Raw genomic sequence first — 26,953 nt, 5'->3', positions numbered from 1 at the left:
GGGTTTCATGGACACGCCAATCGCCGGGGCAAGCAAACACTCTGCCGCCGAAGGCGCAGGCCCGGGTTCGATGAAGCACGAAAGCGCCATTCTGCATGTAACCGGGCAGGCGCAGTATATCGACGACCTCCCCGAGCCCAAGGGGCTGCTGCATGTTGTGGCGGGGCTGAGCGAAAAGGCCCATGCCCGTCTTGTGTCGGTCGATCTGTCAGCGGTGCGCGATTATCCGGGCGTGGTGCGCGTCATAACGGCGGCAGACATACCGGGAGACAATCAGACTAGCCCGGTTCACGCCAATGACGAGCCCTTGCTGGCGGTGGATCTGGTCCAGCATGTTGGTCAGCCTGTCTTTGCCGTGGTGGCGACCGATCGTGCCATCGCGCGCCGTGCCGTGCGTCTGGCGCATATCGACTATGATGAACTGCCAGCACTGCTCGATATCGACGCTGCGCGGGCCAATGGAAGCCCGCTGGTCTGGCGCCCGCTGACGATGGAGCGTGGTGCCGTTGGTCCCGCTCTGGAAAGCGCACCGCGCAGGCTGAGTGGCTGCGTGACGATTGGCGGGCAAGAGCATTTCTATCTCGAGGGGCAGGTGGCTCTGGCCCAGCCGGGTGAGGCTGGCGAGATGCGGGTCTGGTCCTCCACCCAGCACCCCTCTGAAACGCAGCATCTCGTGGCAAGTGTTCTGGGCCGCCCTCATCATCTGGTCACAACTGAAATCCGCCGCATGGGGGGCGGGTTTGGTGGCAAGGAGTCCCAAGCCAATGGATGCGCCTGCCTGGCTGCCCTTGCGGCAGAGCTGACCGGCCAGGCGGCCAAGATGCGCCTCGATCGTGATGATGACATGATGATCACGGGCAAGCGTCACGATTTTCAGGTGCGTTACGATGTCGGCTTTACCAGCCAGGGCGATATTCTTGCCGTGGATATGGAACTGGCGGCCCGCTGTGGCTGGTCAGCGGATCTCTCGGGGCCAGTGACAGACCGCGCCCTCTTTCACGCTGATAACGCCTATTATTACCCCGATGTGCGTTTTCGCTCACAGGCGCTCAAGACCAACACACAGTCCAATACGGCTTTTCGCGGGTTTGGCGGCCCGCAGGGGATTGTTGCTGCCGAGCGTGTGATTGAGGAAATCGCGTTTGCCACCAGCCAGGACCCGCTCGATATCCGTCTGCGTAATGTCTATGGCACTGGTGAGCGCAATCTGACGCCCTACCATATGGTCGTTGAGGACTCGATCAGCGATCTCGTCATGACGCAGCTGGCAGAGCGCTGCGATTATCGTCATCGCAAGGCGGCCCTCAGAGCGTTCAATGCAACCAGCCGCACTTTGCGCAAGGGGATCGCACTCGTTCCGGTGAAGTTCGGCATTTCATTCACCGCGACGCATTACAATCAGGCTGGTGCTCTGGTTCATGTCTATACCGACGGGTCGGTACAGGTGAATCACGGTGGGACAGAAATGGGGCAGGGTCTGCACACCAAGATGGTGCAGATCGTCATGCAGGAATTTGCCCTGCCTGCTGACTCAGTGCGCATCACCGCCACGACGACCGGCAAGGTGCCCAACACGTCAGCCACGGCGGCATCATCTGGCGCAGATCTGAACGGTATGGCGGTGCTCGATGCCGTAAGCCAGATCAAGGGGCGCATGATCGCTTTTGCTGCTGAAAAATGGCAGGTTGCGCCCGAGGCAATTTCTTTTACGCCCGAGGGTGTCAGCATCGGGGACGAGTGTGTCAGCTTTCGCGATCTGGTGTGGCAGGTCTATTTTGCCCGTATCTCGCTGTCAGCCAGCGGATTTTACAAGACGCCCAAAATCTCCTGGGATGCCGCAACGGGGCGTGGGCGCCCATTCTACTATTTCGCCTATGGTGCGGCCTGCGCTGAAGTCACGCTCGACCTGCTGACAGGTGAGAACACGATAGACCGTGTGGATATTCTTCATGACGCGGGGCAATCCCTCAATCCGGCCATTGATATCGGCCAGATCGAGGGGGCGTTCGTTCAGGGAGCGGGATGGCTCACCACGGAAGAACTGGTCTGGGACGAGAAGGGCCGCCTGCGTACCCATGCGCCAAGCACCTATAAGATTCCAGCCTGCTCTGACCGACCGCATATCTTCAACGTGATGCTGCTGGAAAATGCCCCCAACCGTGAGGAAACGATCTACCGCTCGAAGGCTGTGGGCGAGCCTCCTCTGGTCCATGGTGTCGCAGTCTTGCATGCGCTGTCCGATGCGATTGCCAGTCTGGGCGACTACCGGCACTGTCCGGGGCTGGATGCACCCGCGACACCCGAGCGGCTGTTGCGCACCATCATGGCCATGAAGTCATCTGTCGCCCAATCATCCGCTACCCGGCCGTCATCTGTTGCCGTGGGCGCCCCGACGGGAGAGAGCGCCTGATCGACCTCGACCTGATCCGGCGCTGGCAACGCGAGGCGGTTGCTGTGCTCCGGATCCTTGTGGCCGACGCTGCGGGCTCGACCCCGCGTGAGGCCGGGGCGTTTATGCTGGTGTCTCACAACGCCCAGACTGGCACGATCGGTGGTGGAACGCTGGAATGGGAATGTCTGGCCGAGGCACGCCGGATTCTGAGCGGTGCCACCCTTGCGCAGGAGCATCGCTATCGTCTCGGACCCGAGGCCGATCAATGCTGTGGCGGGGCCGTGACGATACGCTACGAACCGGTTTTCGATCTCGATCATGAATTGTCCTGCCTCGAGGCTGAACAGGCGTCATGGCCTGTGGTAAGCCTGTTTGGCGCAGGGCATGTTGGCCGCGCCCTTGTCCGTGCGCTTTCCCCCCTGCCTATGGCCTTGCGCTGGATTGATTCACGAGTGGATGAATTCGGGCTCGTGCCCGAGGGTGTGACAATGAGCGTGACGCAGGATTGGGAGGCCGAACTCGCCCTGCTGCGCCCCGGTGATGGTGTGGTCATCATGACACCCAGCCATACGCTGGATGCGCTCATCACGGCTGCCGCCCTCGATCGTGGCGATCTGGCCTATGTCGGCCTGATTGGCTCGCGCACCAAGCGACGCCGGTTCGAGGCCGGATTTCGTGCGCTGGGGATGGCACAGCACAGGATTGATGCGCTGGTCTGCCCTATCGGGCATCGTGACGGTCCGTACAGGATCCGTGACAAGCGTCCTTCGGTCATCGCTGCCCTCGTTGCGGCGGAGCTGGTCGTCAAACTCGTTCATGGCGGCCATACGAGCGATGAGTGCGGTTCGTCATAAGCAACGGAACGGCGGGAGGCCGACCATTGCCAGCCCACTGGCCCGACAAGCTGTGATCGGCCATCTGGCAACATCTGCGCGGCCTGGCCCGTTGAACGCACATCAGTAACTTATACCAAAGGAGACATTCATGACCGGCCCTGGCCCCATACGCGGCGTGTTATTCGATATGGACGGGCTTTTGCTCGATAGCGAAACCCTGTCTCTCGATGCCTTTACCCTCGGCGCGCGTGATCTGGGCTATGACATGGATCATGAATTTGCGCGCCAGATGATCGGCCTGCCCGGTGATGCTTGTGCCCAGCTGGTGATTGACAGCTTTGGCCCCGACATTGATCTGGCTGCATTGTTCAGGAGGCAGAATATCCGTCTGCATGAACTGGTTCAGGCGGGTAAACTCGTGCTGAAAAAGGGCGTGCTTCCGTTGCTGGAAATGCTCGATGCCCGCCAGCTGCCACGCGCCATTGCCACATCCTCGGGGCGTGAGCGTACCGAGGCGCATCTGCGCCATGTGGGGATCTATGACCGGTTCGATGCCATCATCACGCGTGACGATGTGACGCGCGGCAAGCCTGACCCGGAGCCCTATCTGCGCGCCGCTGAGGCGATCGGGGTCGAGCCCGCCTATTGTCTGGCGCTCGAGGATTCCCACAATGGCGCCCGCGCGGCCCATGCCGCCGGGATAAGGGTCATTGTGGTGCCTGACCTGATGGCCCCGAATGCGGAGATCACGGAGAAGGCCCATGCGATCATGAATGATCTTCATGAGGTGTGCGACTTTATCGATCGCGCAGGCTGATTCGTCGCAGTTGAGGGGGCGGGTGAGGGATACTTATCTGTCCCTTCTCTGCCGTATTCGATTGAAGCTTGTCAGGCGGAGCGCGTTGCGCCCTCAGCCGCTTCTAGTGACAGCCACCGCCCTTGCAGCCGGAGCATCCCCCGCAGGACTTGCCTTCCTTAGGCGTCGGGGCACCAGCCGCGTGAGGGACATGCAGGCCAAGCGCGGTTTTGACGCGGCGCGCATGAGCAGGAAACAGCCGGTTCAGCCAGAAAACCACGGCGACCACGATAACGGCGATGACGATGAGAGTCTGGATCATGGGCCTTATCCGCTAAGGGCGACAGTCACATGATAGGTAAGAAACGACGCGAGATAAGCAAGGCCGAAAAGATAGGCCGCAGCACCGGCGACGACTTTCCATGAACGCGTCTCACGCCGCATGACTGCGAGGGTGGAGATGCATTGCGGGGCATAGACATACCATGCCAGCAGCGAAAATGCCGTGGCCATGCTCCAATGAGCGCTGAGCAATGGCAACAGGGCACTTGCTGCACTGTCTTCATTGGCACCCAGCGCATAGACGGTTGCCAGCGCACTCACTGCGACCTCGCGCGCAGCAAGGCCGGGTATGAGCGAGACGCAGATCTGCCAGTTGAAACCGAGCGGGGCGAAAATCGGCAGCATCCAGTGCCCGATATGGCCAGCGAGGCTGTAATCGATGGCCGCCCCTGTGGCATTGGCGGGCGGGGCTGGGAAGCTTGAGAGCGCCCAGAGAAGCACGTTCAGGGAGACAATGATCGTGCCCACGCGGGAGAGGAACATGACCGCGCGCTGCCACAGGCCCAGGGCCACGCTTTTCAGATTGGGCGAGCGATAGGGGGGCAGCTCGAGCATCAACGGATGCTCATCGGATGCCACACCGCGTGTCATGAGGCGCGCGGCAACAATGCCGCTGAGAATGGCCACGAGGTAAAGCGCAAACAGCACAAGGCCCTGAAGCCCGAGAAAGCCAAGCACCGTTCGATGCGGCACGAAAGCGCCGATCAGAAGTGTATAGACCGGCAGGCGTGCTGAACAGGTCATGAGAGGCGCGATCAGGATCGTCACCAGACGGTCGCGCGGGTTCTGTATCGTACGCGCCGCCATGATGCCCGGAATGGCACAGGCGAAGCTGGAAAGCAGCGGAATGAAGGAGCGTCCACTCAACCCGGCCAGAGCCATCACACGGTCGAGCAGGAAAGCGGCTCTTGGCAGATAGCCCGTTTCTTCCAGGGTCAGGATCCAGAGGAACAGGATCAGGATCTGGGGGAGGAAAACGATGACGGTTCCTGCCCCGGCAAAAATGCCATCCGCCAAAAGGCTGCGCAAAAGCCCGGGCGGCAGGGGTGAGACCACCATCTGTCCCAGAGAGGCGATGCCGGCTTCCAGCGCATCCATGAGCGGTTGTGCCCAGGCAAAGACCGTCTGGAACATGAAAAACAGCACGACCAGCAGAATGATCGGCCCCCAGACGGGATGCAGGAACCAGCGGTCGAGCCTGTCAGCCAGCCGGTCGCCACGCAAACTCCCTTCATTGGTATAGCGGGCGATAAGCTCGCCTGCCCGGGCATGCAGGTCGATCTCTTTGCCGAGTGTGGGCGGGGTCAGGGTCTCGGTCTGATCCAGTGCCGCAAGAAGATGGCTCACACCGCTCTTGCGCAGGCTGATGGTCGGGATGATGGGCAGATCGAGCGCTGCGGCGAGGCCCGGCACGTCGATTTTCAGCCCGAGCCGCTCGGCCTCATCCATCATGTTGAGCACGACCAGCATGGGGCGGCCCAGCTGCATGAGTTCGAGCAGAAAGCGTAGATGCAGCCGCAGATTGCTGGCTGAGACGACGCAGATGATCAGGTCAGGCTGTTTTTCTGAAGGATGACGACCCATGCAGACATCGCGCGTGACATCCTCATCCGGGCTGGTGGCGCTCAGGCTGTAGGCGCCCGGCAGATCGAGCAGGCGTACTGACCGGCCATTGGGCGTCGTGAAATACCCTTCCTTGCGCTCGACCGTGACGCCTGCGTAATTCGCGACCTTCTGTTTGCTGCCGGTCAACTGGTTGAACAGCGAGGTCTTGCCGCAATTGGGATTGCCGACGAGGGCGGCACGCAACGGAAGGGTCTCCGTTACGGTCGTGGTCACGGCATCCATCAGGGATCAGTGGTCGCGCTTGAGCGAGACGCGTGCAGCTTCGCCACGACGCAGGGCGAAGCAGGTGGAACCAAGACGAACGGCAATGGGGTCATGGCCGACCGGGCCGGTCGCGACGATCTCGACAGGTGCGCCCGGAATGAAGCCAAGCTCCCCAAGGCGCAGGGCGATCGGATCGTTTTCCGTGCGGGAAACGACCTGACTGATCACCGCGTGGGCGCCTTTGGGAAGGGAGTCGAGAGTCATGGGTCAATACACCTGTAATCTGGGGCGAGACGCCCTGAGAACGCTTCTCAATTGCCTAGATAGTCTTTCATGTTTTCTTAGGGAAGGGGGAGGAGGTTAAATCGTTCGACACGTGCGCGACGTCGCTATGCGCAAGGGGGATTATTGACCGGATTGTTTACACAAAAAGTGCAATACCCCGGCAGGTCAGTGCGCTATGTCCCTCCCGACGCTTTCTTTCAATCACTGATCACGATGTGAGAGTGACCATCCGGGGAAATCGGGCAGGCAGAATAGACAAGGACAATAATCCATGTGCAATTATCGTAAATCGTAGGAGAAATTTTCTATATTTCGATAGGCGGTCCTGAAAACTTCAGGTTTTTCAATAATAGTTTTTGCAAGAAAAAATTACTTAATTATATATATTACGGATAAAGAATACCAACTGACTTTCATCTCGAATTAGAAACGGCGCAAGAGAGGGTTCATAGGTATTGATTCACGATTATCTCGCTATGTTGATCGAGGTTTCGAGTTGATTTCGTCAAAACGAGGACTTAATTCATAATTAGCCGGTATCGCCTGGAAAGGGCGAAATATAAAGTCACAAATCATCTTTCATCGAGTGCGCCCTGTGTCTGCAGAAAACCTGAAATCCGTTCATGATGTCCTGATCATTGGGGCTGGCCTTGCCAGTCTTACTCTGGCCAGACAGTTGCTGGACAAGCAGCCGACGCTCGATATCTGCATCGTTCATAATCGCCGGTTTCCCTATCCCGAGCGAATTCACAAGGTTGGTGAGTCCACCGTAGAGATCGGCGCTTATTATCTTGCGCAGATCATCGGATGCAAAATTCACTTGGAAATGCAGCATCTGCACAAGATGGGGCTGCGATTCATCCAAACTCTGGGCCTGGAGGGCAATGCGCCTTATCGCGAACTCGGGCTTCAGTATTATCCTCATCATACGACCTATCAGATTGATCGTGGACGGCTCGAAAACTATCTGCGCGACGAGTTGGGCAACAGGATTTCGCTGGTCGAGAATAGTCGCGTTCTCGGGATGGAGAAGGGCATCGACCACAACACCGTTTCCGTGCGAGATCACGATGGTGTCGTAGCGACACGGCGGGCGCGTTGGGTGGTCGATGCCTCGGGGCGCGGGCGTGTGCTGATGAAGCAGTTCGGCCTGCAGAAAGAGGCTGCCGTCAATCACTCGGCCGTCTGGTTTCGTGTTGGTGGGAATGTCGACATCAACGAATTTCTCAAATCCACCGACGCAGCCAATCCGTTTGGCGACGCGCCGGAGCGTGGGCGCAGTACCACCCATCTGGTGGGCAAGGGTTACTGGGTGTGGATCATCCCCATCAACAAGCAGACGACCAGCATCGGGATCGTCTTTGACAACAGTGTCCACAAGCTGTCTGAGATGAGTTCTCACCCGTTGGCATCTGACTGGCTCAGGCGTCATGAACCACGAATGCAGGATTATCTCGAGAAAAAATCGTTCGAGGTCATCGATTTCGTAATGCTGCGCAATTACTCTTATCTTTCCAAGCAATATATCTCTGAGGATGGCTGGGCGCTTACAGGTGAGGCTGCTGGATTTGTCGACCCCATGTATTCGAATGGGACCGACTTGATCGGGCTTTCCAATACCATGATCACCAATGCGATCACCCGGCCTGACGGCAAGGAACTCATCAACCGGATAAATGACCTGCTCGCGGAAGTTTATGCTGGCTTCGTTGATACACACCATGATTCCAGTCCGAAATTTGATGATTGGAACTATATATTCGTCAAATCGAACTGGGATGCCTGCTTTTATTTCATGTTCATGTGCGTGCTGTTCATGAATGACAAATTCGACGACATCGAGTTTGTGGAGAGTATTCACGGCACCGTTGCAGAGTTCTACAAGGTGCACCATGAGGTCATGACCTTCCTGCGGACACCCGGTGCCGTGCAGGGTAACTACGAACTGGCCGATTTCATCAGTCTGGTTGGCTCCGTGCAGGATTATGCCAATCGTTCGATTTTCCTTGATGATAAATCGGATGAGGCTGTCACGGCTCGTCTTGAGCAGAACCTGAACACACTGCGTGAACTGGCAGACTCGATTATCAAGACGCAGACTTTCGATGAGAGCTTCCAAAACATGGGTAAAAGGCTGGATGCAGCCTGATACTGCCAAGGATGTTGCGATAGCGCCTGTCTCGCTCAGAAGGACGAGTGTGATCACGCCAATCTGTATGGAGCGACGTGAGATCAAGGGCATGTCGCAAGTCCATGTGTCACCCGCGGATGCTTTGTGCCCATGAAAGGCCAGGTCGGGCCCCTTGTCTCCTCTATCGTGATGTCCTCTATAGATAGCCTACATGATGGGTTGTGAGTGCGGGGTCTGATCCCGCATTCCTGAGGAGCGGCAGATAATGCGTGAGGAAATCGAGCGGCGTGTGAAGCAAGGGGTGGGGGCAGAGCCAGCCGATCTTGTCATACGCAATGTCAGGCTGTTCGATCTGGTCACGGGTGACCTGCTGCCGACCGATATCGCGATCTGCGGTGATCGTGTCGTGGGTATTCTCGATACCTATGAAGGGGTACGTGAGATCAATGGGCAGGGACGCATTGCCGTTCCAGGTTTCATTGATACGCATCTGCACGTTGAATCGTCGCTGATTACGCCATTCGAGTTTGATCGCTGTGTGCTGCCCTATGGCGTGACAACGGCGATCTGCGATCCGCATGAAATGGCGAATGTGCTGGGCGGCGAAGCCTTCGCGTATTTTCTCGAATGCGCTACCCGCACCGTGATGGATCTGCGCGTCAATCTGTCGAGCTGCGTCCCGGCCACACCGTTCGAAACCTCGGGGGCAGCTCTCGATGCTGACGCCCTCACACACTACCGGTCCCATCCCAAGGTGATCGGGCTCGCTGAATTCATGAATTTCCCGGGCGTGCTTTCATGCCAGCCCGATTGCATCGACAAGCTCGTGGCTTTTGCGGGTGAGCATATCGATGGTCATGCGCCTCTTTTGCGTGGGCGCAAGCTTAACGGCTATCTGTCTGCGGGTATTCTGACGGACCACGAGGCCACGCTGGCCGATGAGGCGCTGGAGAAGATCCGCAAGGGTATTACCATCCTCATCCGCGAGGGGTCGGTTTGCAAGGATCTGGCAGCGCTGGCGCCTTTGCTAACCCCCGAGACATCGCAGTTTTTCGCTTTCTGCACCGATGACCGCAATCCGCTCGAAATCGCGCATGAAGGCCATATCGACTTCCTGATACGCAAGGCCATTGCGCTTGGCGTCGCCCCGCTTGCGGCCTACCGTGCGGCGTCCCTTTCGGCGGCGCGTGCTTTTGGCTTGCGCGACCGCGGACAGATTGCCCCGGGACAGCGTGCCGATATCGTTCTGCTTGATGACCTCGAAACCTGTCAGGTCGCACAGGTCTTTTCCGCAGGGCGTCTGGTTGACGAGGCGTTGTTTGCAGCGCGTGAGACGATCGACCCGCAGGGATATGGCACGATGCGCCTCGCCGCGCCGATCACTGCCGAAGATCTGGTTATCGCGGCACCGGGGGAAAACAGGCCTGTCATCGGTATCGTGCCGGGGCAGATCATAACGGACTTCCTGCGTTTCGATCTGCCCGTGCAGGGTGGGGCGGTTCAGCCAGACCCAGCACGTGATATCGCGAAGATCTGTGTCATCGCGCGGCATGGCAAGAATGACAATATCGGCCGCGGTTTCGTCAAAGGCTTTGGCCTGAGCACCGGAGCGCTCGCCTCATCGGTGGGGCATGACAGCCATAATCTCTGTGTCGTCGGGATGAATGACAGCGATATGGCGCTGGCTGTCGCGCGACTGGCCGAACTCGGTGGTGGCTTCGTGGCGGTCAGGGAGGGTCACGTTGTGGCAGAATTGTCCCTGCCATTGGCTGGGCTGATGAGCGACAGACCCTTCGAGGTCGTACGGGCCGATCTGGAAAAACTGCGTGCGGCAGTCGGCGCCATGGGGGGCACGCTGGAGGAGCCCTTCCTGCAACTGGCGTTCCTGCCGCTGCCGGTCATTCCGCATCTCAAGATCACAGATCTCGGGATGATCGATGTGGATACCATGTCACTGGTATCCTGAACGTTGGATAAACAAGGTTGATCAGGGCTGCGCCGGTGTGTACCGGCGCAGCGCCTTGCTCAGAAATTGGTGGTGAACTGGCCGCCAATCACAGCGGCGTCGTTGAAGGTGGTTGTGGCACCGGGATGCTGCAGGTACTGGAAGTCAAACTGCAGCGCCGTGGCCCGTGCCAGATGCACGCTGTAGAAAGCTTCCCAGACCTGTTCCCAGTTCTGCACGCCATAGACGTTGCCCCACTGGTTGGACACGAAAGGCAGACCCAGAGCGACTGAGGATTCCTGCTGCAAGCGCACCGAGCGGCTCATGTTCATATGCTGGAACATGACACCGATCTGGTCGAGCGGGCGATGCCACGGCGTGCCGCTTTGCAGGAGGCCAATCCATTCATGGTCACGCATGGCCACCACATTGCCCTGGGCATAACCGACACCGCCGATAACGATCAGACCATCGGCCAGGCCTTTACCACTACGCATAAGCATCTGGTCGAACATGAACCAGCTGGACCACATACCCGATTGCTGGCGTGCGCCCAGGCCGCTGGCCTGATAGGACCCGCCATAACGATCCTCATAAAGATGCGGGTAGCGTGAATTGTCGTAATAAAACCCGACCTTGTAGTGACCCAGCAGCTTGTCCTTACCGAAGGCGGGATCCCAGCCAGCCTCGAACTGAGAGCTGAGCTTGCCCAGACCATCCTGGGCAAGGGCCCATCCTGATACACCGCCATTGAAGGCGTGCGGGCTGACGGCAAACAACCCACCCATAAGATAGGTGCGCTCCGTCGGGCGTACGCGCAGCACGGCACCGATATTGGCAGAGGGCCAGTCGCGTCCACCGGGTGCATATTTGCCCGGTGCGAAATTGCCGCACACGCTGACATTCATGAAGTTACAGGCAAGGGCATCAAAGTCGAAGAACGTCCCGGTGGGGATCACACCGGCGGAAAGAATGACCCGGTCATGCAAAAAGGTCTTGTCAGCGTACATCGAGACAAGATGGGCGACGACATTGCCGCGCGCGCCGTAGATCTGCTCGGGGTTGGAGACATAGTCACCCAGCGAGTAGCTGAAATTGCGACCATGGCCGTTCACGACCAGCATATGCGTCCAGAATCCCTTGAACCCTGCCAGCTTCTGCCAGTCGATGTCGAGTTCGGCAGCAACCTGACCGGCAAAGACATTATCACGCGTGCGCCCACCCGTGAGATTGCCCATATATTCTTCGTTGAGCGCTATGTTGAGGAAGATACCGCGCTTTTGCATCCAGCTTTGCGCCCCGCCCCAGTCACCCAGCAGATGCGGATTACCATAGAGGGAAGGAACAAGGGGCCCGATGGGCACAGCGCCCTGACCGGCAATGGGAAAACCCATCGCAACGTAATCGTCACTTTCGAGGGTCTTGGCCGTCTGCGCCTGAGCGTGAACCTGTGTGGCCGAGACCGCACCGCAGGCAAGCGTCAGTGACAGAGCGAGAGAGGCTCGGCATCGCTTTGCGGGACGTCTTTTATGGCCCGCAGAGGGGCACGCGCCGGATGGGCTGGAAGGGGTGTGCGGGATTAGTTCTGTTCTGCTCATCACTCTGACTGGTCTGAGTTGGCCGCTGCCTTCAAGCGGCAGCGTGATTGCACAAGGCATTAACAGAAAGACATGTTCGCGCAACACCAAGAAAAAATACAAGATTTCGTGTGATATTGTTACAAACCCGTGAGAGGATTGAGGGATTTCTCACGCCCGTCCCCATCTCCACTCATGCCTCGTAGGTTTTGCGTCCGCCAACCCAGATCTCCCGCACGGTAAGCGCGGCATCCATCACCACCATATCGGACAGCTTTCCGCAGTCGAGCGTGCCACGGTCGTGAAGGCCGAGATAACGCGCCGGGTTGCTGCTCACCAGTGCGCTCGCCTCGGGCAGGGAGGCCCCATGAGCCACGGCGTTGCGCAAGGCCTGATCGAGCGTCAGCACGCTGCCGGCCAGCGAACCGTTTGGCAGGCGGACCACGCCATCCTTGATGACCACATCCTGACCACCCAGTGAACTCGGACCATCAGGCTGACCCGCGCCACGCATGGCATCGGTCACGAAAACCAGACGATCGCGCATGACGCGTGAGGCAAGCCGGAAATTGGCCGGATGCACGTGATGCGTGTCGAAAATCATTTCCGCATAGCTGGCGTCATGACACATCAAGGCGGTGACCGGGCCCGGATTGCGGCCCTCCACAGGCGACATGGCATTGAACAGATGCGTCCCGCCGCCGACCCCGCCTGCCGTACAGATACGGCAAAGGGCGGTCACGCTCGTTTCGTAATCTGCCGTGGTATGGCCGAGACTGACACGGATACCGGCAGCAGCGAGGCGATCTATGGCCTCATCAGCATGCTCTATCTCGGGTGCAAGAGTTACCACGCGCACGCATCGGGCTGCCAGCACTTCATCGAGCTTGTCTGGGGTGGGGGCGATGGTGAAAGGCGGCTGAGCCCCGAGCTTGTGAGGGCTGACAAAAGGGCCCTCCAGATGGACACCATGGATGCGTGGCTCATCGGAACCGGGATTTTCCATGATGCCGGCCACATCATGCAGTGCGCGCATCACATCGTCCCAGGGACGGGTGATTGTGGTTGGCAGGATTGTGGTCGTGCCATGCTGCATATGAAATCGTGCGAGCGTTCTAATCGCCTCGGGGCCATCCATCGTGTCAGCGCCGCCCCCGCCATGTACGTGCCCATCAATGAAGCCGGGCAGGATGTAACGATCGGTCGCCCCGGTAGCCGGCTCGATGGATCGGATCACATCATCGAAGGAAATGGTACCGGGCATGATACGATCTGGCAGGACGATCTGTCCGGTAAGCTGGGTAAGCACGATCCTATTCTCCCTGTGAGAGCCCGACGCGGCCATAGCGGCGGGCGTATCCTAGAATGATGAGATAGGCCGGAATGACGATCATGGCGAACATGCCCTGAAAGCCAAAAACCGGTTTAAGCCAGACATAGAACTGGGGCACGACCGCACCGCCGCTATACGACATCACCATGATGGCCGAGGCCATGGCCGTGAGATGACCGGCGCCGCGTATGGCAATCGGGAAAAGGGTAGGCATGATCATGGCATTGGTCACACCCAGCAGTGCGACGCAGAAAACGGAGGTATAGCCTTGGGTCAGTACCGCCAGAACGGTCAGCACACAGCCGACAAGGCAGGACAGCTGCACATAGACTTCCTGCCGTATGAACCGCGGTACGATGATGAAGCCCATGATATAGCCAACCAGCATCCCCGTCAGCGTCAGGGCCGTGAAGAACTTGGTCTCATCCAGAGGCAGGCCGAAGCTCTGCCCATAGGTGCCAATTGCATCGCCCGCCATCACTTCGATGCCGACATACAGGAACATTGCAATGAACCCGAATACCAGATGCGCCTTGAAGAAGCTGGGGCTTGCGCCGTCGCCCGTCCGGATCGGAGGAGCTTCAAGATTGGGGAGCGGGGCAAAAGCCACGATTGCGGCGATCAGAACCAGCACGCCGGCCATACCCAGATAGGGCAGATAAAGCGCCTGCACGAAATTGTTAAGCAGGGCTTCACGGATAGCAGGGTCAGTGGCCGACTGGGCTTTTTCTGCGACAGAACCGATATTGCGCATGACGAGCAGGCCCAGCACAATGGGAGCCAGAATACCGGCGGTCTTGTTGCAGATACCCATTATGGAGATACGCTGCGCTGCTCGATCGGCTGGCCCAAGCAGGCTGACCAGCGGATTGATCACAACCTGCATGAGAGAAATGCCAGCTCCAAGGATCAGAAGGCCAGTCAGCGCGCCAGGATAGATTCGCCACGCGACAAACTGTCCGAAAACGGCGACGCCAAGAGCTGAGACAAGCACCGAAAGGGTGAGCCCTGTCTTGAGACCCAATCGCTGTGCGATCAGCGATGTTGGGATGGAAAACAGGAAAAAAGAGAAATAAAACGCAAGCGGAATGAAAAAGCTGGAGAATTCGCTGAGCGAGAAGGCAACGCGCACGAAGGATATGAGCGGGCCATTCAACCAGGTCACAAATCCCATCGCAAAGAAGATAAGTGCTGCAATGGCCAGGGCACTATAGCCGTAGGGACCGACCAGCCTGTTATCATGTGGAGAGAGGTTGGACATCTTGTCTGAAATTCCTCACTTGAAAGCGGGATATTTATTTTAAAAATTGAACTATGCGGATTATAGGTAAGATGCAGCCTCCAGGCCAGCACCATTTCGACGTTTTGTTTTCACAATAATCGGAAATGACGTCAGGTACCGCCCCCATCGCGTCAGGCGCTCTCCGTTGCCTTGCCGAGCGGGCATGAAGTGACGATCCAGTCAAAATCCAGATGAATGGCATGATTACGGAGGGGGCTGTCAGAAGTCAGGAAAGCCAAGGACGCAGGCTAGCTATGCCTGCTCTAAACGATTTACTCCTGATTGCGGCGGGTAGTGCCACATGTTGAAGCGGAGATAGTCAGACATTATCCTGATTATTCCGGATGGAGTAACATCAGCAGTCATCGTTATCACTCAGGTAGTCGGGAGACAGTGTTGCCAGGCGACGAATTGACTTCCGTGCTTCATTGGACAAGGCCTGATGTCAGGCCAACATTACGACGGCCCACAAACTGGACGATAGACGATCGCCGCCTGATTCTGTTAAAGAAATAGGAGATGTTCTCGATAGGCCACCACCGGATCCTGAGCGTGCTCAGTCGTTCCGGGCCACAAAGTCGCACGGATCTTGCGCGTATACTCGGTCTCAGCAAGGCGAGTGTAACCGCCCTTGTGCGTGAGCTGATAGAGCGCCGGATACTTGATGAAAGGGAGCGTGTTTACGGATCTGGCCGACCCTCGGTCATGCTTGGTCTTCGGCAAGATGCAGCCAGTTTTATCGGAATCTCCTTGCAGGGAGATCCTGCGTGCGCTGTCCTAACGGATCCTCATGGTCGTATCCATGCGCAGCTGGCTTTCCCCCTCGTGAGCGATGTCGAGGCAAGTCTGAACGCCATGTCAGATGTTGTGCGCCGAATCGGAGACATGTCGCTGCCTGATATCGGCATGATCGCAGGTATTGGCATCGTCATAGCTGGTATTGTTTCTTCCGACAGTCAGACATGCCTCGCTTCCGCAACGCTGGGCTGGCAGGGTGTCGAAATCGGTTCCCGCCTTTCGGCCATGACCGGTTTACCGGTATTCGTGGAGAATGACGCCAACGCGCTGATCGTGGCGGAGCAACTCTTCGGTAACTCCGGCGAACTCCCCGATTTCAGCCTGGTGTTCGTCAGCGAGGGAATTGGGGGTGCTCATATCGTCAACGGTCGGCTTCATCGTGGGAGACATGGCGGGGCTGGCGAGATGTCTCATTCGCCCATTGCGATTGATGGCGTGGCCCTGCCATGCCGTTGCGGCAATACGGGGTGTCTCGAAACCCTCGCTGCTCTCCCCGCCATTCTGGGAGCCGCGCGTCGTGCCGGGCTGCCCGATGACATAGCCGGTATTGTCCAGTTGGCCACGGATGGCCATCCGGAAGCTCTGACCATATTGCACAGGGCAGGCACGGCTTTGGGTGTGGCACTTTCCCAGGTCATCCAATTTGTGGATCCTGCCCGTATCGTGGTTCGCCTTGAACCAAATCTTGTAGATAGTGTGTTTGCCCGCGCTCTACGTCAGGCAGTCGAGGCACATGTTTTGCGGCGTGACAGTTATCATACGGAATTATTACTATCGCCGCTTCATCCGCTGGATTTTGCTACTGGCGCAGCTAGTCTGGCGGCGCAGCATTTCTTGTTTGGCAATGCCAGTCTCTAATCGTTCCGCCTGTCAGGCTGAGGTAAGCACCGCGTGCTGAGCCAAGTGGGGAGCAACGGGCAGTGCACCAGAAAGAGGAAGCCTCATCAAGGCAGGACGATATGGCTTCTGACGCTGTTAGACCGAAGGGGCGGGTAAGGCAGACGAGTCTCGAAATCTGTGTTGACGATATGGCGGGGCTTGCTGCGGCCCAGCAAGATGAGGTGTCGCGTATCGAACTCTGCGCGGCGCTTGATCTCGGTGGAATTTCGCCTTCTGCCGGGTTCGTTGCGCAGGCGCGCAGGTCCTGCGTGCCGGTATTCGTGATGATCCGCCCGCGTGCGGGGAATTTCGTATTTTCTTCGGCAGAAGTCGCTCAGATGGAAGACGATATCACGCTGGCGCGAGAGGCCGGTATGGATGGAGTTGTGCTGGGAGCCTCTCTCACGGATGGGACGCTCGATTGCGTTCTGCTTGAACGGCTATCCCTTGCCTGCGGTACCATGCACCGGCAATTGCATCGTGTGTTCGACCTTACGCCGGATCCTGTGGCGGCGCTCGATATGGCGATGGATCTGGGTTTTGAGCGCGTGCTGACCTCAGGGCAGGCCATACGCGCACCAGAGGGTGCAGAATGCCTGCGCAGGCTGCATGATCATGCGCGTGGCCGTATTGATATTATGGCTGGCGGACATGTGCGCCCTGAAAATGTAGGCAGGCTGATTGAGGTGAGCGGCGTGAAATCGTTCCATGCCTCTTGCCGGATAAAATCAGCAGTGCAGGATGGGCGACTGGATCATTTCGGATTCGCAGCGTCTCACGCTGTGACATCTTCTGCGGAGATCCTTCGGCTGCACGAGGCGATACGCACTGCATGCCCGGAGTGACCTGCTTCTGAAAAAGGATTGGGCCTGATGTTTCTCCCGAAAAGGGTAATCCACTCCGGGGTTGCGCTTGGCGTATTGCTGGCTGGATATGCCGCGATCCGTCCTGCCTTGGCAGCGCCGCTGACCCCGGTCTTCATGCCCCAGCCTGCCAGGGTTGCACTGGATGCACAGAGCCTTGCGCTCACGGCGCTGCCGGATATTCACTGGTCACACGCGCCCACCCCGTTGCTGAAACGGGCTGCTGCGCGCTTCAGCGCACGTCTTGCAGCGGCTGGCGTTCGCCCTGCGACGGGTCATGGACCCACGCTCACGATCGACGTAGGGCGAGACCCTTCCTACCTGACGCTCGACGCGCATGAGGCCTACAAGCTGGATATCTCTGCCACGGGTATCAGGCTGACTGCCGATGGCCCTGCCGGTGTAATCCATGGTTTTGCCACGCTGCTGCAGATGCTGGACACGAGAGGCGCTGCACCAGTGATTGCACAGGGGCGTATTGTCGATGCACCACGCTTCAAATGGCGCGGTCTCATGTTCGACGTTTCGCGTCATTTCCAGTCCACCGACACCATCAAGCGACAGCTGGATGCGATGGAACTGACCAAACTCAATGTCATGCACTGGCATCTGAGCGACGGAACAGGCTTCCGCGTTGAGAGCAAGCGCCTGCCACGCCTTCAGGAACTTGGCGGCCATAGCCGTTACTACACGCAGGATCAGATACGCGAGATCATCGCCTATGCTGCCGACCGGGGCATACGGATCGTGCCGGAATTCGACGTGCCGGGGCACACGCTTTCCATTCTGGCGGCCTATCCTGAGCTTGCCGCGCAGCAGCCCGTCGTGACGATGAAGGACTGGGTGAAGGATTGCGACGTCGCTTCGGGTAATGGCGAAACAACAACTCATTGCGCGAAGCACCCCAACCTCAACACGCCGGCAATGGACCCGACGAGCCCCAAAGTGCTCGAATTCGCCCGTATCCTGTTTGCCGAAATGGCACGGCTTTTCCCGGACCGCTATTTTCATACCGGGGGTGATGAGGTCGTATCCAGCCAGTGGACCACCAACCCGCAGATCACGGCCTATATGCAGGCGCACGGCTACAAGGATGCGCCTGCCATGCAGGCGGCCTTTACTGCAGAGATCGAGAAGCTCCTCGCTGCGGATGGCAAGATCATGATGGGCTGGGATGAGGTGAGCGAGGCCCCCATACCCAAAAACGTCGTTGTCGAAGCCTGGCGCGGCTCCAAATGGATTGGGTCCGCCACGCGTGTCGGTCATCCGGTGGTCGTGTCATCGGGGTATTATCTCGATCTGCTCAATCCCTCGACCACACATTACGCCGTTGACCCGTTTGATACGCGTGCCGATGGTCTGGCACCCAATCCGCCCGGGCAGAAACCTCGGCCGCTTGAGGATGCCTTTACGCTCGACCCCAATGCGCCACCGCTGGACGAGGCTCAGAAGAAGCTGGTGCTGGGTGGTGAGGCACCGCTCTGGACGGAAGTCGTGTCTGATGAAATGGTCGATGCGCGTCTTTGGCCGCGCTCCGCGGCCCTTGCCGAGCGCTATTGGTCCGATCAGTCGGTAAGAGACCCGCAGGCCCTCACAGATCGTCTCCCGCTGGTCATGAATATGCTTGAGACATTCGGCTTGCAGGCGAGTAATCATCAGGCCCGGATGATTGCCCGTCTGACCCCACAGAACATTACGCCATTGACGCAGCTGGTCGCGATTACCGTGCCGGTGCGCAATTATGCGATCAACCGGCTTGCGAGCCACAAGGGTGATGAAATTCTGAATTCTCCAGCGGCAATTGCGGGGCCAGACAGTTTCGAGGGGAACAAATTCAATATCCTGGCGGTGCGGTACAAGGCAGGCGATCACAGCCTTGGCGCTTCGCTACAGAGCTGTCTCGCGCGCTATATCGGCAATGACAGTGCGTTCCAGGCTCTGTCGGGACAGTCCGCTATCGACGAGGTCAAGCCGGTTTCTGCGCAGATTGCCGCATTGTCACAGCTGGGTCTTGAGGCCATGCAACCTGGCAGGAAGAACAAGGCATGGCACGAGCGCGCGAGGACGCTCCTAGCCGCTCAGGATGCGGCCTATGCCGCCAGTGCTGATCATGAGGCATCCAATCATGTGGAGCAGCCTCCTGGCGGATTATTGATTGCGATCGTACCAGGCATAAAGGCACTGGTTGACAGCGCAGAATAAGAAAAAGGGCTTCGGGTGATGATCCCGAAGCCCTTTCGTCTTTCAGAGCAGCGCGGAAAAGAGGGCATCGCGAGGCGTATTGCACCCTCGATCCGGTCTGGAAAACCCCCTCCCAGAAATCGGAAGATCTAGCGTGTCTGGAAATCCGCCATGCGCCGCGTCTGTTCCGTCAGGGCTGACGCGCTGGCCTCGTCCAGGATAACCGTGCAGCGCCCATGCAGACGAATGGCCGAAGCGCTCACCTGAGGCGTGACATCACCCTCGATGGCACGTGCCACGATATCAGCCTTTGCCCTGCCGAGTGCGAGGAGAAGAAGCTGCTTTGACTCGAGTATGGTGCCAACGCCCATCGTCAGGGCCTGACTAGGCACTTTGTGCGGATCACCGCCAAACATGGCGGCATTCTGTTGCCGTGTGCGCTCATTGAGCGTCACGCAGCGTGTGCGCGTATCGAAAGGAGAGGGAGGCTCGTTGAAACCAATATGTCCTGTATCGCCAATACCGAGCAATTGCAGGTCAATGCCGCCTGCCTGGTGAATTGCCTGTTCGTAGGCAGCACATTCCTGGCTCAGATCGGTGGCCATGCCATCAGGAAGGTGGACGTTTTCAGGGGAAATATTGACGTGCCGGAAGAGCAGATCATTCATGTAATAATGATATGACCTACGGTCATCGGCAGGGAGCCCTACATATTCATCAAGATTGAAGGTGGTAGTCTGAGAAAAATCGAGTCCCTGCTTCTGATGCAGCCTGACAAGGTCTCCGTAGACGCCCTCCATGGTCCGCCCGGTCGCCAGGCCAAGCACAGGTGACGCGCAGGAGGTCATCACAGAAGCGATTTCGGCAGCGGCGAGTCGCATGGCGGAGCTGGATTCAGGCATAATGATAAGGCGCATGGACGGTCATGATCCTGTTTTGTGAGGCTGTGGGCGGGTAAGAGGAGATACCGATTCCCTCCCTAGTAAAACCTCCCCCTTTGTTTATCGACATAAATTAAGCAGAATTCGCATTCAAGACACCCAGATGTGACGATCAACGGAAAAAACAGGGTTATTTTCTGATAAATTTCAATAATCACTTAGTTTTCAGAATAAACTATTGCGGCTCAAAATTCTGCCGTCTAACGTTTCGGTTCAAGGTGGAACGATACGGAAAGATAACAACGATTTCTTTCCATCGTGGCCAGTATATTCTGAATCCTCCACGCAAACGGGAGTGGACCATGCGCCATATGAGACGTGATCTCCTTGTTTTCTGTTCCGCTATCGCAATGAACTGTGCCGCCGGTGCTGCTCTTGCCCAGGCGGCGGCGAAGCCCGGAGAAGGCGGGCAGGCTGAAAATTCCCAGGCGAAGATGTCTGACCAGAAATCCGGTATCTCGCATCGCCGCGCAGGAAGCGCGACAGAGGGTTCAGTCCTGGGGCCCAACCCGCAGGCAGAGGAAATCTCGGTCAGATCATCCAGCCGTCATGCAGATGGGACGACTAATACCACCCCGGGCGGCGGGTTGATGCCAAAGCAGACTGCGCCGCGCTCACAGAGCGGGGTGACGCGCGATTTTATCGCCAAGCAGGCGCCCACGGGCAATATCTCGTCGATGATCGCCAATCTCCCGGGCGTGGTCTATGCCAATCAAAGCCCGCTTGCGACGGCAGGTGACAATATCACCATGCGTGGCATGAACCAGAGCCAGATCGGTTATCTGTTTGAAGGCGCACCGCTGGCTGATCCGATCAATTACGAGCCTTACACGGCGATGCTTGTCGATACGGAAAATCTGGGTTCTGTGACGGTCTCACAAGGCTCGCCCGATCTCAATGCGCCGACATTCAACGCGGTTGGTGGGCAGATCTCGGCAACAGCGCTCAACCCGTCGCACAAATATGGTGGCTTCATCAATCTGATGGGGGGCAACAAGAGCGCCAACAAGGAATTCCTCCGTCTGGATACGGGTGATATCGGGCAGACGGGCATTCGTGGTTTCGTATCGTTTTCGCACCAATCGAACACTAACTGGCGTGGTCCCGGCGGGCTGAAGCGCTACCATGTCGATGCGAAATTCGTGAAGGAATGGGGTGATGGCAACTCGATCAGCGCCATTTTCGGCTTCAACAAACAGGAGCAGACGCCTTTTCGGTCGCCAACGGCGGCCCAGTGGAAGCAATGGGGCGAGGGGCTGACCTACAGTGATCACTACACGCCAGGGGATGCCAGCTACTACAAGCTTCAGTTGAGCAATCTGAACTCGCAGGATGTCGTGGTGCCTATGCATTTCACGCTGGCACGCGGGCTCAAGCTGAGTGTCACGCCTTATTATGTTCATCAGTTCGGCCCCGCTGTGGGTGGTGAGAATATTCCGGCATCCGGTGGTACTTTCGGGACGCAGGTCTATGGCAATCTGAACCAGCCTTACGTTACCAACGGCAAGATCACGACGGTTGCGGTCGATCCGTGGAACCAGAAAGTCGGTGCCATCAATACGTCTCTGGACTGGACCTCCGGGCACAACACGCTGTCTGGCGGTTACTGGTATTCCTATGCAACGCATGAGGAGCACTCGACCTTCGCGACAGTGGATTTCTCGGGCAAGGCTGCCAATTCTTATGGAGCCTATGGCATCCGCGTGCCGGGCGGTGATCTGCTGAGCGGCTACAACCTCAATTTCATGCAGCAGATCAACGCGCTGTTCATTGCCGACACGCTCAAACTGCTCAATGACAAGCTGACACTGAGCGCGGGCTTTCGTACGGTCATGGTGTCACGTCAGGGGACGAATGACGTACCCGGAGCCGATCCCTACAAGACAGTGCGCAATTACTTCGCACCTCTGCCACAGGTGGCCATCAGCTATGCGCTGACATCCAAGGACCAGATCTATATCAATGGCACGACCTCATTCCGTGCGCCGGCTTCGGTGCAGGCCTATAGCCAGATTTTCGATCCCAACTCAGTGGGTGCCACGTCACAGCCAGGCAGCCTGAAGGGCGAGTACGGTATTGGTGAGGAAATCGGTTATCGCCATAACGGCACGCTGATCCATTTTCAGGTTTCGGCGTTCAACATGAACCTGACCAATCATCAGGTAAGCTCCACCTCCTATATTCCTGGCACCAATACGCTGGTTTCCATGCCCATCAATGTGGGTGGCGAGACGATCCGCGGTATTCAGGGTGAGCTGGGGCTCAAGCCCTGGCATCATTTCAGCCCTTATGTCTCGGCCCAGTACCTGCACGCGACAACGGATAATAATCTGCCTGTCTCGGCGACCAACGCAGCGGGTCAGTCTGTCATCGATTATCTGCCAACGGCGGGGAAGACGATGGTGGCCACACCGCATGTGACAGCGTCCGTTGGTCTTGCCTATGACGACAACAGGCAGTTTTTCGGGAATTTCAGCCTGCGTTATATCAGCTCGCAATATTCCACGTTCATGAATGACCAGCGCATGCCGGGCTATGTCGTGTCAGACATCACGCTTGGTTATCGCCTGCCTCATGTCGCGCATTTGAACGGCCCGAAAATCCAGCTCAATCTGGTCAATATCGGCAACAACATCTATCGTTCCGCACCAGCCAGTTTCGTCACCAGCGCCCAGAGCCGCACAGGAATTTACGGTAATCAGACCAAGGCTGGCTCACCCATCTATCTCGTTGGTGGCAATTTCGCGGCTCTGGTTTCACTCTCGACCGGGTTCTGATCCGGCGTGGATCAATAACCGGATCGACTTGACTCATCGCCCCCGCCCGGGGAATGTCCGGGCGCGTTTCAATGGCCTAGAGACGGGAAACACGTGCGGAACAACGATATTGTCGCCATTGATGGCGGTGGCACGAAAACACTTCTCCTGCGCGTCAGACCTGACGCCTCCCTTGCCGACATACGCAAGGCCGGTGGGTCGAACCCGTTTGACGTACCAGAGTGGCGGAGCGTGATTACAGGGCTGCTGGAGGGACAGCAGCCCTATATTCGTGCGGCTGCTTTCGGCATGGCTGGATTTGGCGAGAGCGGGCGTCTCAGCCGCGAACTGGCGCAGACACTTGGTGCAGCCTGTCCCGCGCCTCATGTCATCCATAATGATGTCGATATGGCCTGTCGGGGTGCCTTTCTTAACGGGCCGGGTGTGCTGCTGCTTTCCGGCACAGGGTCGATGGCCTGGGGGCAGGATGAGCAGGGGCGGACAGCCCGTGTAGGTGGCTGGGGCAGTCTCTTCGGTGATGAAGGAAGTGCCTACTGGATCGGGCGTCTGGCCCTTGCGCATCTGGCGCAGGTTCTGGATGGGCGCCTCCCTGACGAGACCGGCTTTCAGGCGCGTTTTGCAAGGATGCAGGGCTGGCCGGAGGAAACTACCGGGTGCACGAGTGCTCTTCAGGAATGGTATGCAGGGCTGCACGAGGCCCGACCGGCCGTGGCAGCCCTCACAGCAGGGCTGGGGCGACTGGCAGAGCAGGGGTGTATCGTCTCGCATGACCTGTTTGCGCAGGCGGCCGAGCACCTTGCGCGGCATGTTCATGCCCTGCGTCACAGGCTCGACGCGCCGCATCTGGCATGGAGCTATGCCGGGGGAACCATGCGCAGTCCTGTTCTGCGCGAGCGTATCACGCAGCAATGTGGCGTACCTGTCGCGCCGGGTTTGCCCCCCATAGGAGGAGCCGTGCTCGTTGCCGCACAGCTGGCGGGCTGGGTTACGGACAGCGCCTTTGTCGCGCGCCTGGGTGAGGCGCTGGAGGCTGCCGGGATCAGCTAGGGCGCTTCGGCAATTTCGCAGCCTCTATCGCGTAACAACGGTGACGACGTGATGGCAAGGCGTGCCTCGCCGGTCTAGGGTGGCGAGATCACGCACCGGAATGGAGCTTGCGATGCGCGTCGCGCTTGGACAATTCATCGTTTCGGCCCAATGGGAAGAAAACCTTGCCATAGCGAGCGGAATGATCGCGGAGGCCCGAGCGGGTGGCGCAAAGCTGCTTGTTCTGCCCGAAGGGATCCTGGCGCGCGATCCGGCAGACCCGGATCATGTTCTGCGCACGGCGCAGAAGCTGGATGGGCCGTTTGTGACCGGGTTGCTGGCGGTCACACAGGATATTACGGTCGCGTTTTGCGTGAACGTGCCTGATGGGGCAGGGCGGTTTCATAACACGCTCGTTGTCATGGCCGATGGTGCTATCCTGGCCTGCTACAGAAAGCTGCATCTCTACGATGCCTTCGCCATGCAGGAATCACGCCTGATTGCCCCCGGCCATGACCTGCCACCTGTTCTCGATATCGGTGGCGTGCGGATCGGGTTCATGACCTGCTATGATGTGCGCTTTCCGGAAATCGCGCGTCATCTGGCGCTCTCGGGTGCGGAGGCGATTGTTGTGCCTGCCGCGTGGTTGCGCGGGCCAGGCAAGGAGCGGCACTGGGAAATCATGCTGGCGGCCAGAGCGCTTGAAAACACCTGTTATGTGCTGGGGGCGGGCGAGTGCGGTCCGCAGAATATCGGCAACAGCATGGTGATCGACCCGCTTGGCGTGGTGGTGGCCGCGCAGGGCGCCCGACCGGGGTTGATCATGGCGACACTCGACCAGAGCCATGTGCAGGAGGTCAGGCGCATATTGCCCGTGCTCGAAAACCGGCGCTTCGCTGCGCCTGTTCTGCGCGACGATCTTTGAGAGTGCAGCGAAGATGCAAGGCGGGATCGCCTCTTTCTGGCGACAGTGCTGCCCTTGCAGCGCTCTCACGAAGCGGTGACCTCTCGCGAGCTTGAGTAAACCCGACCGGCTTTTTCATGTTTATCTCATGAATAACGTTAAACGGCACAGTAATTCTGTTGCTGATAACGGCTATATTGAGTTCGGGTGGTTAGGCTCAGACATCCCCCAAAGATGTCGCCATGCCGCCTGCTGAAAAGGTAGATAAAATGTCGGGAAACAAGGCAGCCCCTCCATTTCGCGAACGCTATGGCAATTTCATCGGCGGACAGTGGCGTGAGCCAGTTTCCGGCCAGTATGTCGATAATCACTCGCCAGTCGATGGCCGCGTGCTGTGCCAGGTTCCCCATTCCACCCCTGCTGATATCGATATGGCGCTCGATGCCGCCGAGCAGGCGCGTGAGTCCTGGGGCCGGACCTCGGTGGCTGACCGGGCGCTTCTTCTGCTTAAGGCAGCGGACCGTATGGAGGCCAATCTCGACCTCATTGCCCGTGCCGAAACCTGGGATAACGGCAAACCGGTGCGTGAGACGCTCAACGCCGATATTCCGCTGGCGATTGACCATTTCCGCTATTTTGCCGGGTGCATTCGGGCGCAGGAAGGTAGTCTGGGCGAGATCAACGACACCACCGTGGCCTATCATTTTCATGAGCCGCTGGGTGTTGTCGCGCAGATCATTCCCTGGAATTTCCCAATCCTGATGGCCGCATGGAAGCTGGCACCTGCGCTTGCCGCCGGTAACTGCGTGGTCATGAAGCCCGCCCAGACGACGCCCGCCAGTATTCTGGTGGTGATGGATATCATCGGTGATCTGTTTCCGCCGGGCGTGCTCAATATCGTCAATGGCAGCGGGCGCGATGTAGGGGATTACCTCGCGAAAAGCCCGCGCATCGCCAAAGTGGCCTTCACGGGTTCGACCGGCGTGGGCAAGACCATCGCTCATGCCGCGGCAGAAAACCTTATTCCTGCAACGCTCGAACTGGGTGGCAAATCTCCCAATATCTTCTTTGCCGACGTGATGGATCGTGATGATTCCTATCTCGACAAGGCCATTGAGGGTTTCGCCATGTTCGCGCTCAATCAGGGGCAGATCTGCTCCTGCCCGAGCCGTGCGCTGGTGCATGAATCCATCTATGAGCACTTTATGGAGAAAGTGCTGCCGCGCGTGCGGGCCATCAAACAGGGTGACCCGCTCGATCCCGCCACCATGATGGGGGCCCAGAACTCGCAGATGCAGCAGGACAAGATCCTGTCCTATATCGCTATCGGCAAGGAAGAAGGGGCCGAGCTTCTGACGGGCGGCAAGGCGGCAAAACTTGGCGGAACGCTGGATGACGGCTTTTACATCGAGCCGACTGTGTTCCGTGGCAATAACAAGATGCGTATTTTCCAGGAGGAGATCTTCGGCCCTGTTCTGGCAGTAACGACCTTCAAGACCGAGGAAGAAGCCCTGGCCATTGCCAATGACACTGAGTTCGGTCTGGGTGCGGGTGTATGGAGCCGCGACGCGAATACCTGCTACCGCATGGGGCGTGGGCTACAGGCCGGGCGCGTATGGGTGAATTGCTACCACGCCTATCCCGCCCACGCGGCCTTCGGTGGCTACAAGAAATCCGGTATTGGTCGCGAAACGCACAAGATGCTGCTCGACCACTACCAGCAAACCAAGAACCTGCTGGTGAGCTATAGCGAGACGAAGCTTGGTTTCTTCTGAGACGGGAGGGGAGAGGGCCGTTGCCCCTCTCCGTGGCACGGGGCGATCAACCCCGTGCCT

19 protein-coding genes are annotated in these 26,953 nt (G+C 58.2%); 12 read left to right on the top strand and 7 right to left on the bottom strand.

The window, feature by feature from the left end; genetic code table 11:
• The first annotated feature begins 7 nt into the window (after positions 1 to 7).
• The 3 genes from xdhB to ED655_RS12740 all read left to right on the top strand — a co-directional run bounded on the left by xdhB (position 8) and on the right by ED655_RS12740 (position 4,045).
• Positions 8 to 2,410, top strand: a complete 2,403-nt coding sequence (xdhB, locus tag ED655_RS12750; RefSeq protein ID WP_240993660.1) for a xanthine dehydrogenase molybdopterin binding subunit — start codon at positions 8 to 10, stop codon at positions 2,408 to 2,410.
• Positions 2,407 to 3,246 (top strand): xanthine dehydrogenase accessory protein XdhC, encoded by an 840-nt coding sequence (xdhC, locus tag ED655_RS12745; RefSeq protein WP_122050477.1) that lies wholly within the window; start codon positions 2,407 to 2,409, stop codon positions 3,244 to 3,246. Before xdhB ends, xdhC begins: the two co-directional genes overlap by 4 nt.
• Positions 3,247 to 3,376: 130 nt before the next feature.
• On the top strand, positions 3,377 to 4,045 hold the full coding sequence (locus tag ED655_RS12740; protein ID WP_122050476.1) for an HAD family hydrolase: 669 nt from the start codon (positions 3,377 to 3,379) through the stop codon (positions 4,043 to 4,045).
• A gap of 103 nt (positions 4,046 to 4,148) precedes the next feature.
• On the opposite strand, the gene ED655_RS12735 is transcribed toward ED655_RS12740, so the two are convergent.
• From ED655_RS12735 to ED655_RS12725, 3 genes are read right to left on the bottom strand one after another with little or no spacing between them, the layout of a single operon-like run.
• A complete protein-coding gene (locus ED655_RS12735; RefSeq protein ID WP_122050475.1) occupies positions 4,149 to 4,346 on the bottom strand; it encodes a hypothetical protein in 198 nt (65 codons plus the stop codon).
• A gap of 5 nt (positions 4,347 to 4,351) precedes the next feature.
• On the bottom strand, positions 4,352 to 6,205 hold the full coding sequence (gene feoB / locus ED655_RS12730) for a ferrous iron transporter B (protein WP_408735677.1): 1,854 nt from the start codon (positions 6,203 to 6,205) through the stop codon (positions 4,352 to 4,354).
• Positions 6,206 to 6,220: 15 nt separating this feature from the next.
• Positions 6,221 to 6,460, bottom strand: a complete 240-nt coding sequence (locus ED655_RS12725; RefSeq protein WP_023979534.1) for a FeoA family protein — start codon at positions 6,458 to 6,460, stop codon at positions 6,221 to 6,223.
• A gap of 616 nt (positions 6,461 to 7,076) precedes the next feature.
• Here ED655_RS12725 and ED655_RS12720 point away from each other — a divergent pair.
• Together ED655_RS12720 and ade are read left to right on the top strand one after the other, a co-directional pair.
• A complete protein-coding gene (locus ED655_RS12720) occupies positions 7,077 to 8,630 on the top strand; it encodes an NAD(P)/FAD-dependent oxidoreductase (RefSeq protein ID WP_162993514.1) in 1,554 nt (517 codons plus the stop codon).
• A 247-nt stretch (positions 8,631 to 8,877) separates the two neighbouring features.
• Positions 8,878 to 10,578 (top strand): adenine deaminase, encoded by a 1,701-nt coding sequence (gene ade, locus ED655_RS12715; RefSeq protein ID WP_122050472.1) that lies wholly within the window; start codon positions 8,878 to 8,880, stop codon positions 10,576 to 10,578.
• A gap of 59 nt (positions 10,579 to 10,637) precedes the next feature.
• Here the strand turns inward: ade and ED655_RS12710 are convergent, their stop codons facing one another.
• From ED655_RS12710 to gluP, 3 genes are all read right to left on the bottom strand, one after another.
• Positions 10,638 to 12,155, bottom strand: coding sequence for a carbohydrate porin (locus tag ED655_RS12710; RefSeq protein WP_122050471.1), 1,518 nt, complete (start codon positions 12,153 to 12,155; stop codon positions 10,638 to 10,640).
• A gap of 172 nt (positions 12,156 to 12,327) precedes the next feature.
• The gene (gene nagA, locus ED655_RS12705; protein ID WP_240993659.1) at positions 12,328 to 13,398 is read right to left on the bottom strand and encodes an N-acetylglucosamine-6-phosphate deacetylase; all 1,071 of its coding nucleotides are present in this window, start codon (positions 13,396 to 13,398) and stop codon (positions 12,328 to 12,330) included.
• A 49-nt stretch (positions 13,399 to 13,447) separates the two neighbouring features.
• Positions 13,448 to 14,728 carry a glucose/galactose MFS transporter gene (gene gluP, locus ED655_RS12700; RefSeq protein WP_122050469.1) on the bottom strand — a complete coding sequence of 427 codons (1,281 nt, stop codon included), beginning with the start codon at positions 14,726 to 14,728 and terminating at the stop codon, positions 13,448 to 13,450.
• A gap of 540 nt (positions 14,729 to 15,268) precedes the next feature.
• Between gluP and ED655_RS12695 the strand changes: the two genes are divergently transcribed.
• The 3 genes from ED655_RS12695 to ED655_RS12685 all read left to right on the top strand — a co-directional run bounded on the left by ED655_RS12695 (position 15,269) and on the right by ED655_RS12685 (position 19,491).
• Positions 15,269 to 16,405: an ROK family protein gene (locus ED655_RS12695; protein ID WP_122050468.1), complete on the top strand. Its 1,137-nt coding sequence runs from the start codon at positions 15,269 to 15,271 to the stop codon at positions 16,403 to 16,405.
• A 101-nt stretch (positions 16,406 to 16,506) separates the two neighbouring features.
• Entirely contained in the window at positions 16,507 to 17,271 is a 765-nt protein-coding gene (locus ED655_RS12690; protein WP_122050467.1) for a copper homeostasis protein CutC, read from the top strand.
• A 27-nt stretch (positions 17,272 to 17,298) separates the two neighbouring features.
• Positions 17,299 to 19,491, top strand: a complete 2,193-nt coding sequence (locus tag ED655_RS12685; RefSeq protein WP_122050466.1) for a beta-N-acetylhexosaminidase — start codon at positions 17,299 to 17,301, stop codon at positions 19,489 to 19,491.
• Positions 19,492 to 19,619: 128 nt separating this feature from the next.
• On the opposite strand, the gene nagB is transcribed toward ED655_RS12685, so the two are convergent.
• Positions 19,620 to 20,387: a glucosamine-6-phosphate deaminase gene (gene nagB / locus ED655_RS12680; RefSeq protein ID WP_122050465.1), complete on the bottom strand. Its 768-nt coding sequence runs from the start codon at positions 20,385 to 20,387 to the stop codon at positions 19,620 to 19,622.
• Between the two features lie 326 nt (positions 20,388 to 20,713).
• Between nagB and ED655_RS12675 the strand changes: the two genes are divergently transcribed.
• The 4 genes from ED655_RS12675 to exaC all read left to right on the top strand — a co-directional run bounded on the left by ED655_RS12675 (position 20,714) and on the right by exaC (position 26,893).
• Positions 20,714 to 23,188 (top strand): TonB-dependent receptor, encoded by a 2,475-nt coding sequence (locus ED655_RS12675; RefSeq protein WP_122050464.1) that lies wholly within the window; start codon positions 20,714 to 20,716, stop codon positions 23,186 to 23,188.
• Positions 23,189 to 23,281: 93 nt separating this feature from the next.
• On the top strand, positions 23,282 to 24,235 hold the full coding sequence (locus ED655_RS12670) for an N-acetylglucosamine kinase (protein ID WP_122050463.1): 954 nt from the start codon (positions 23,282 to 23,284) through the stop codon (positions 24,233 to 24,235).
• Positions 24,236 to 24,347: 112 nt separating this feature from the next.
• On the top strand, positions 24,348 to 25,139 hold the full coding sequence (locus tag ED655_RS12665) for a deaminated glutathione amidase (RefSeq protein WP_122050521.1): 792 nt from the start codon (positions 24,348 to 24,350) through the stop codon (positions 25,137 to 25,139).
• 248 nt (positions 25,140 to 25,387) lie between these two features.
• Positions 25,388 to 26,893 (top strand): acetaldehyde dehydrogenase ExaC, encoded by a 1,506-nt coding sequence (gene exaC, locus ED655_RS12660; protein ID WP_122050520.1) that lies wholly within the window; start codon positions 25,388 to 25,390, stop codon positions 26,891 to 26,893.
• The last annotated feature ends 60 nt before the right edge of the window (positions 26,894 to 26,953 follow it).

This window comes from Asaia bogorensis, assembly GCF_900465345.1.
Taxonomy (GTDB): domain Bacteria; phylum Pseudomonadota; class Alphaproteobacteria; order Acetobacterales; family Acetobacteraceae; genus Asaia; species Asaia bogorensis_A.
Note: the sequence above shows the minus strand (reverse complement) of the source record. Positions and strands in the feature narration are given on the sequence as shown.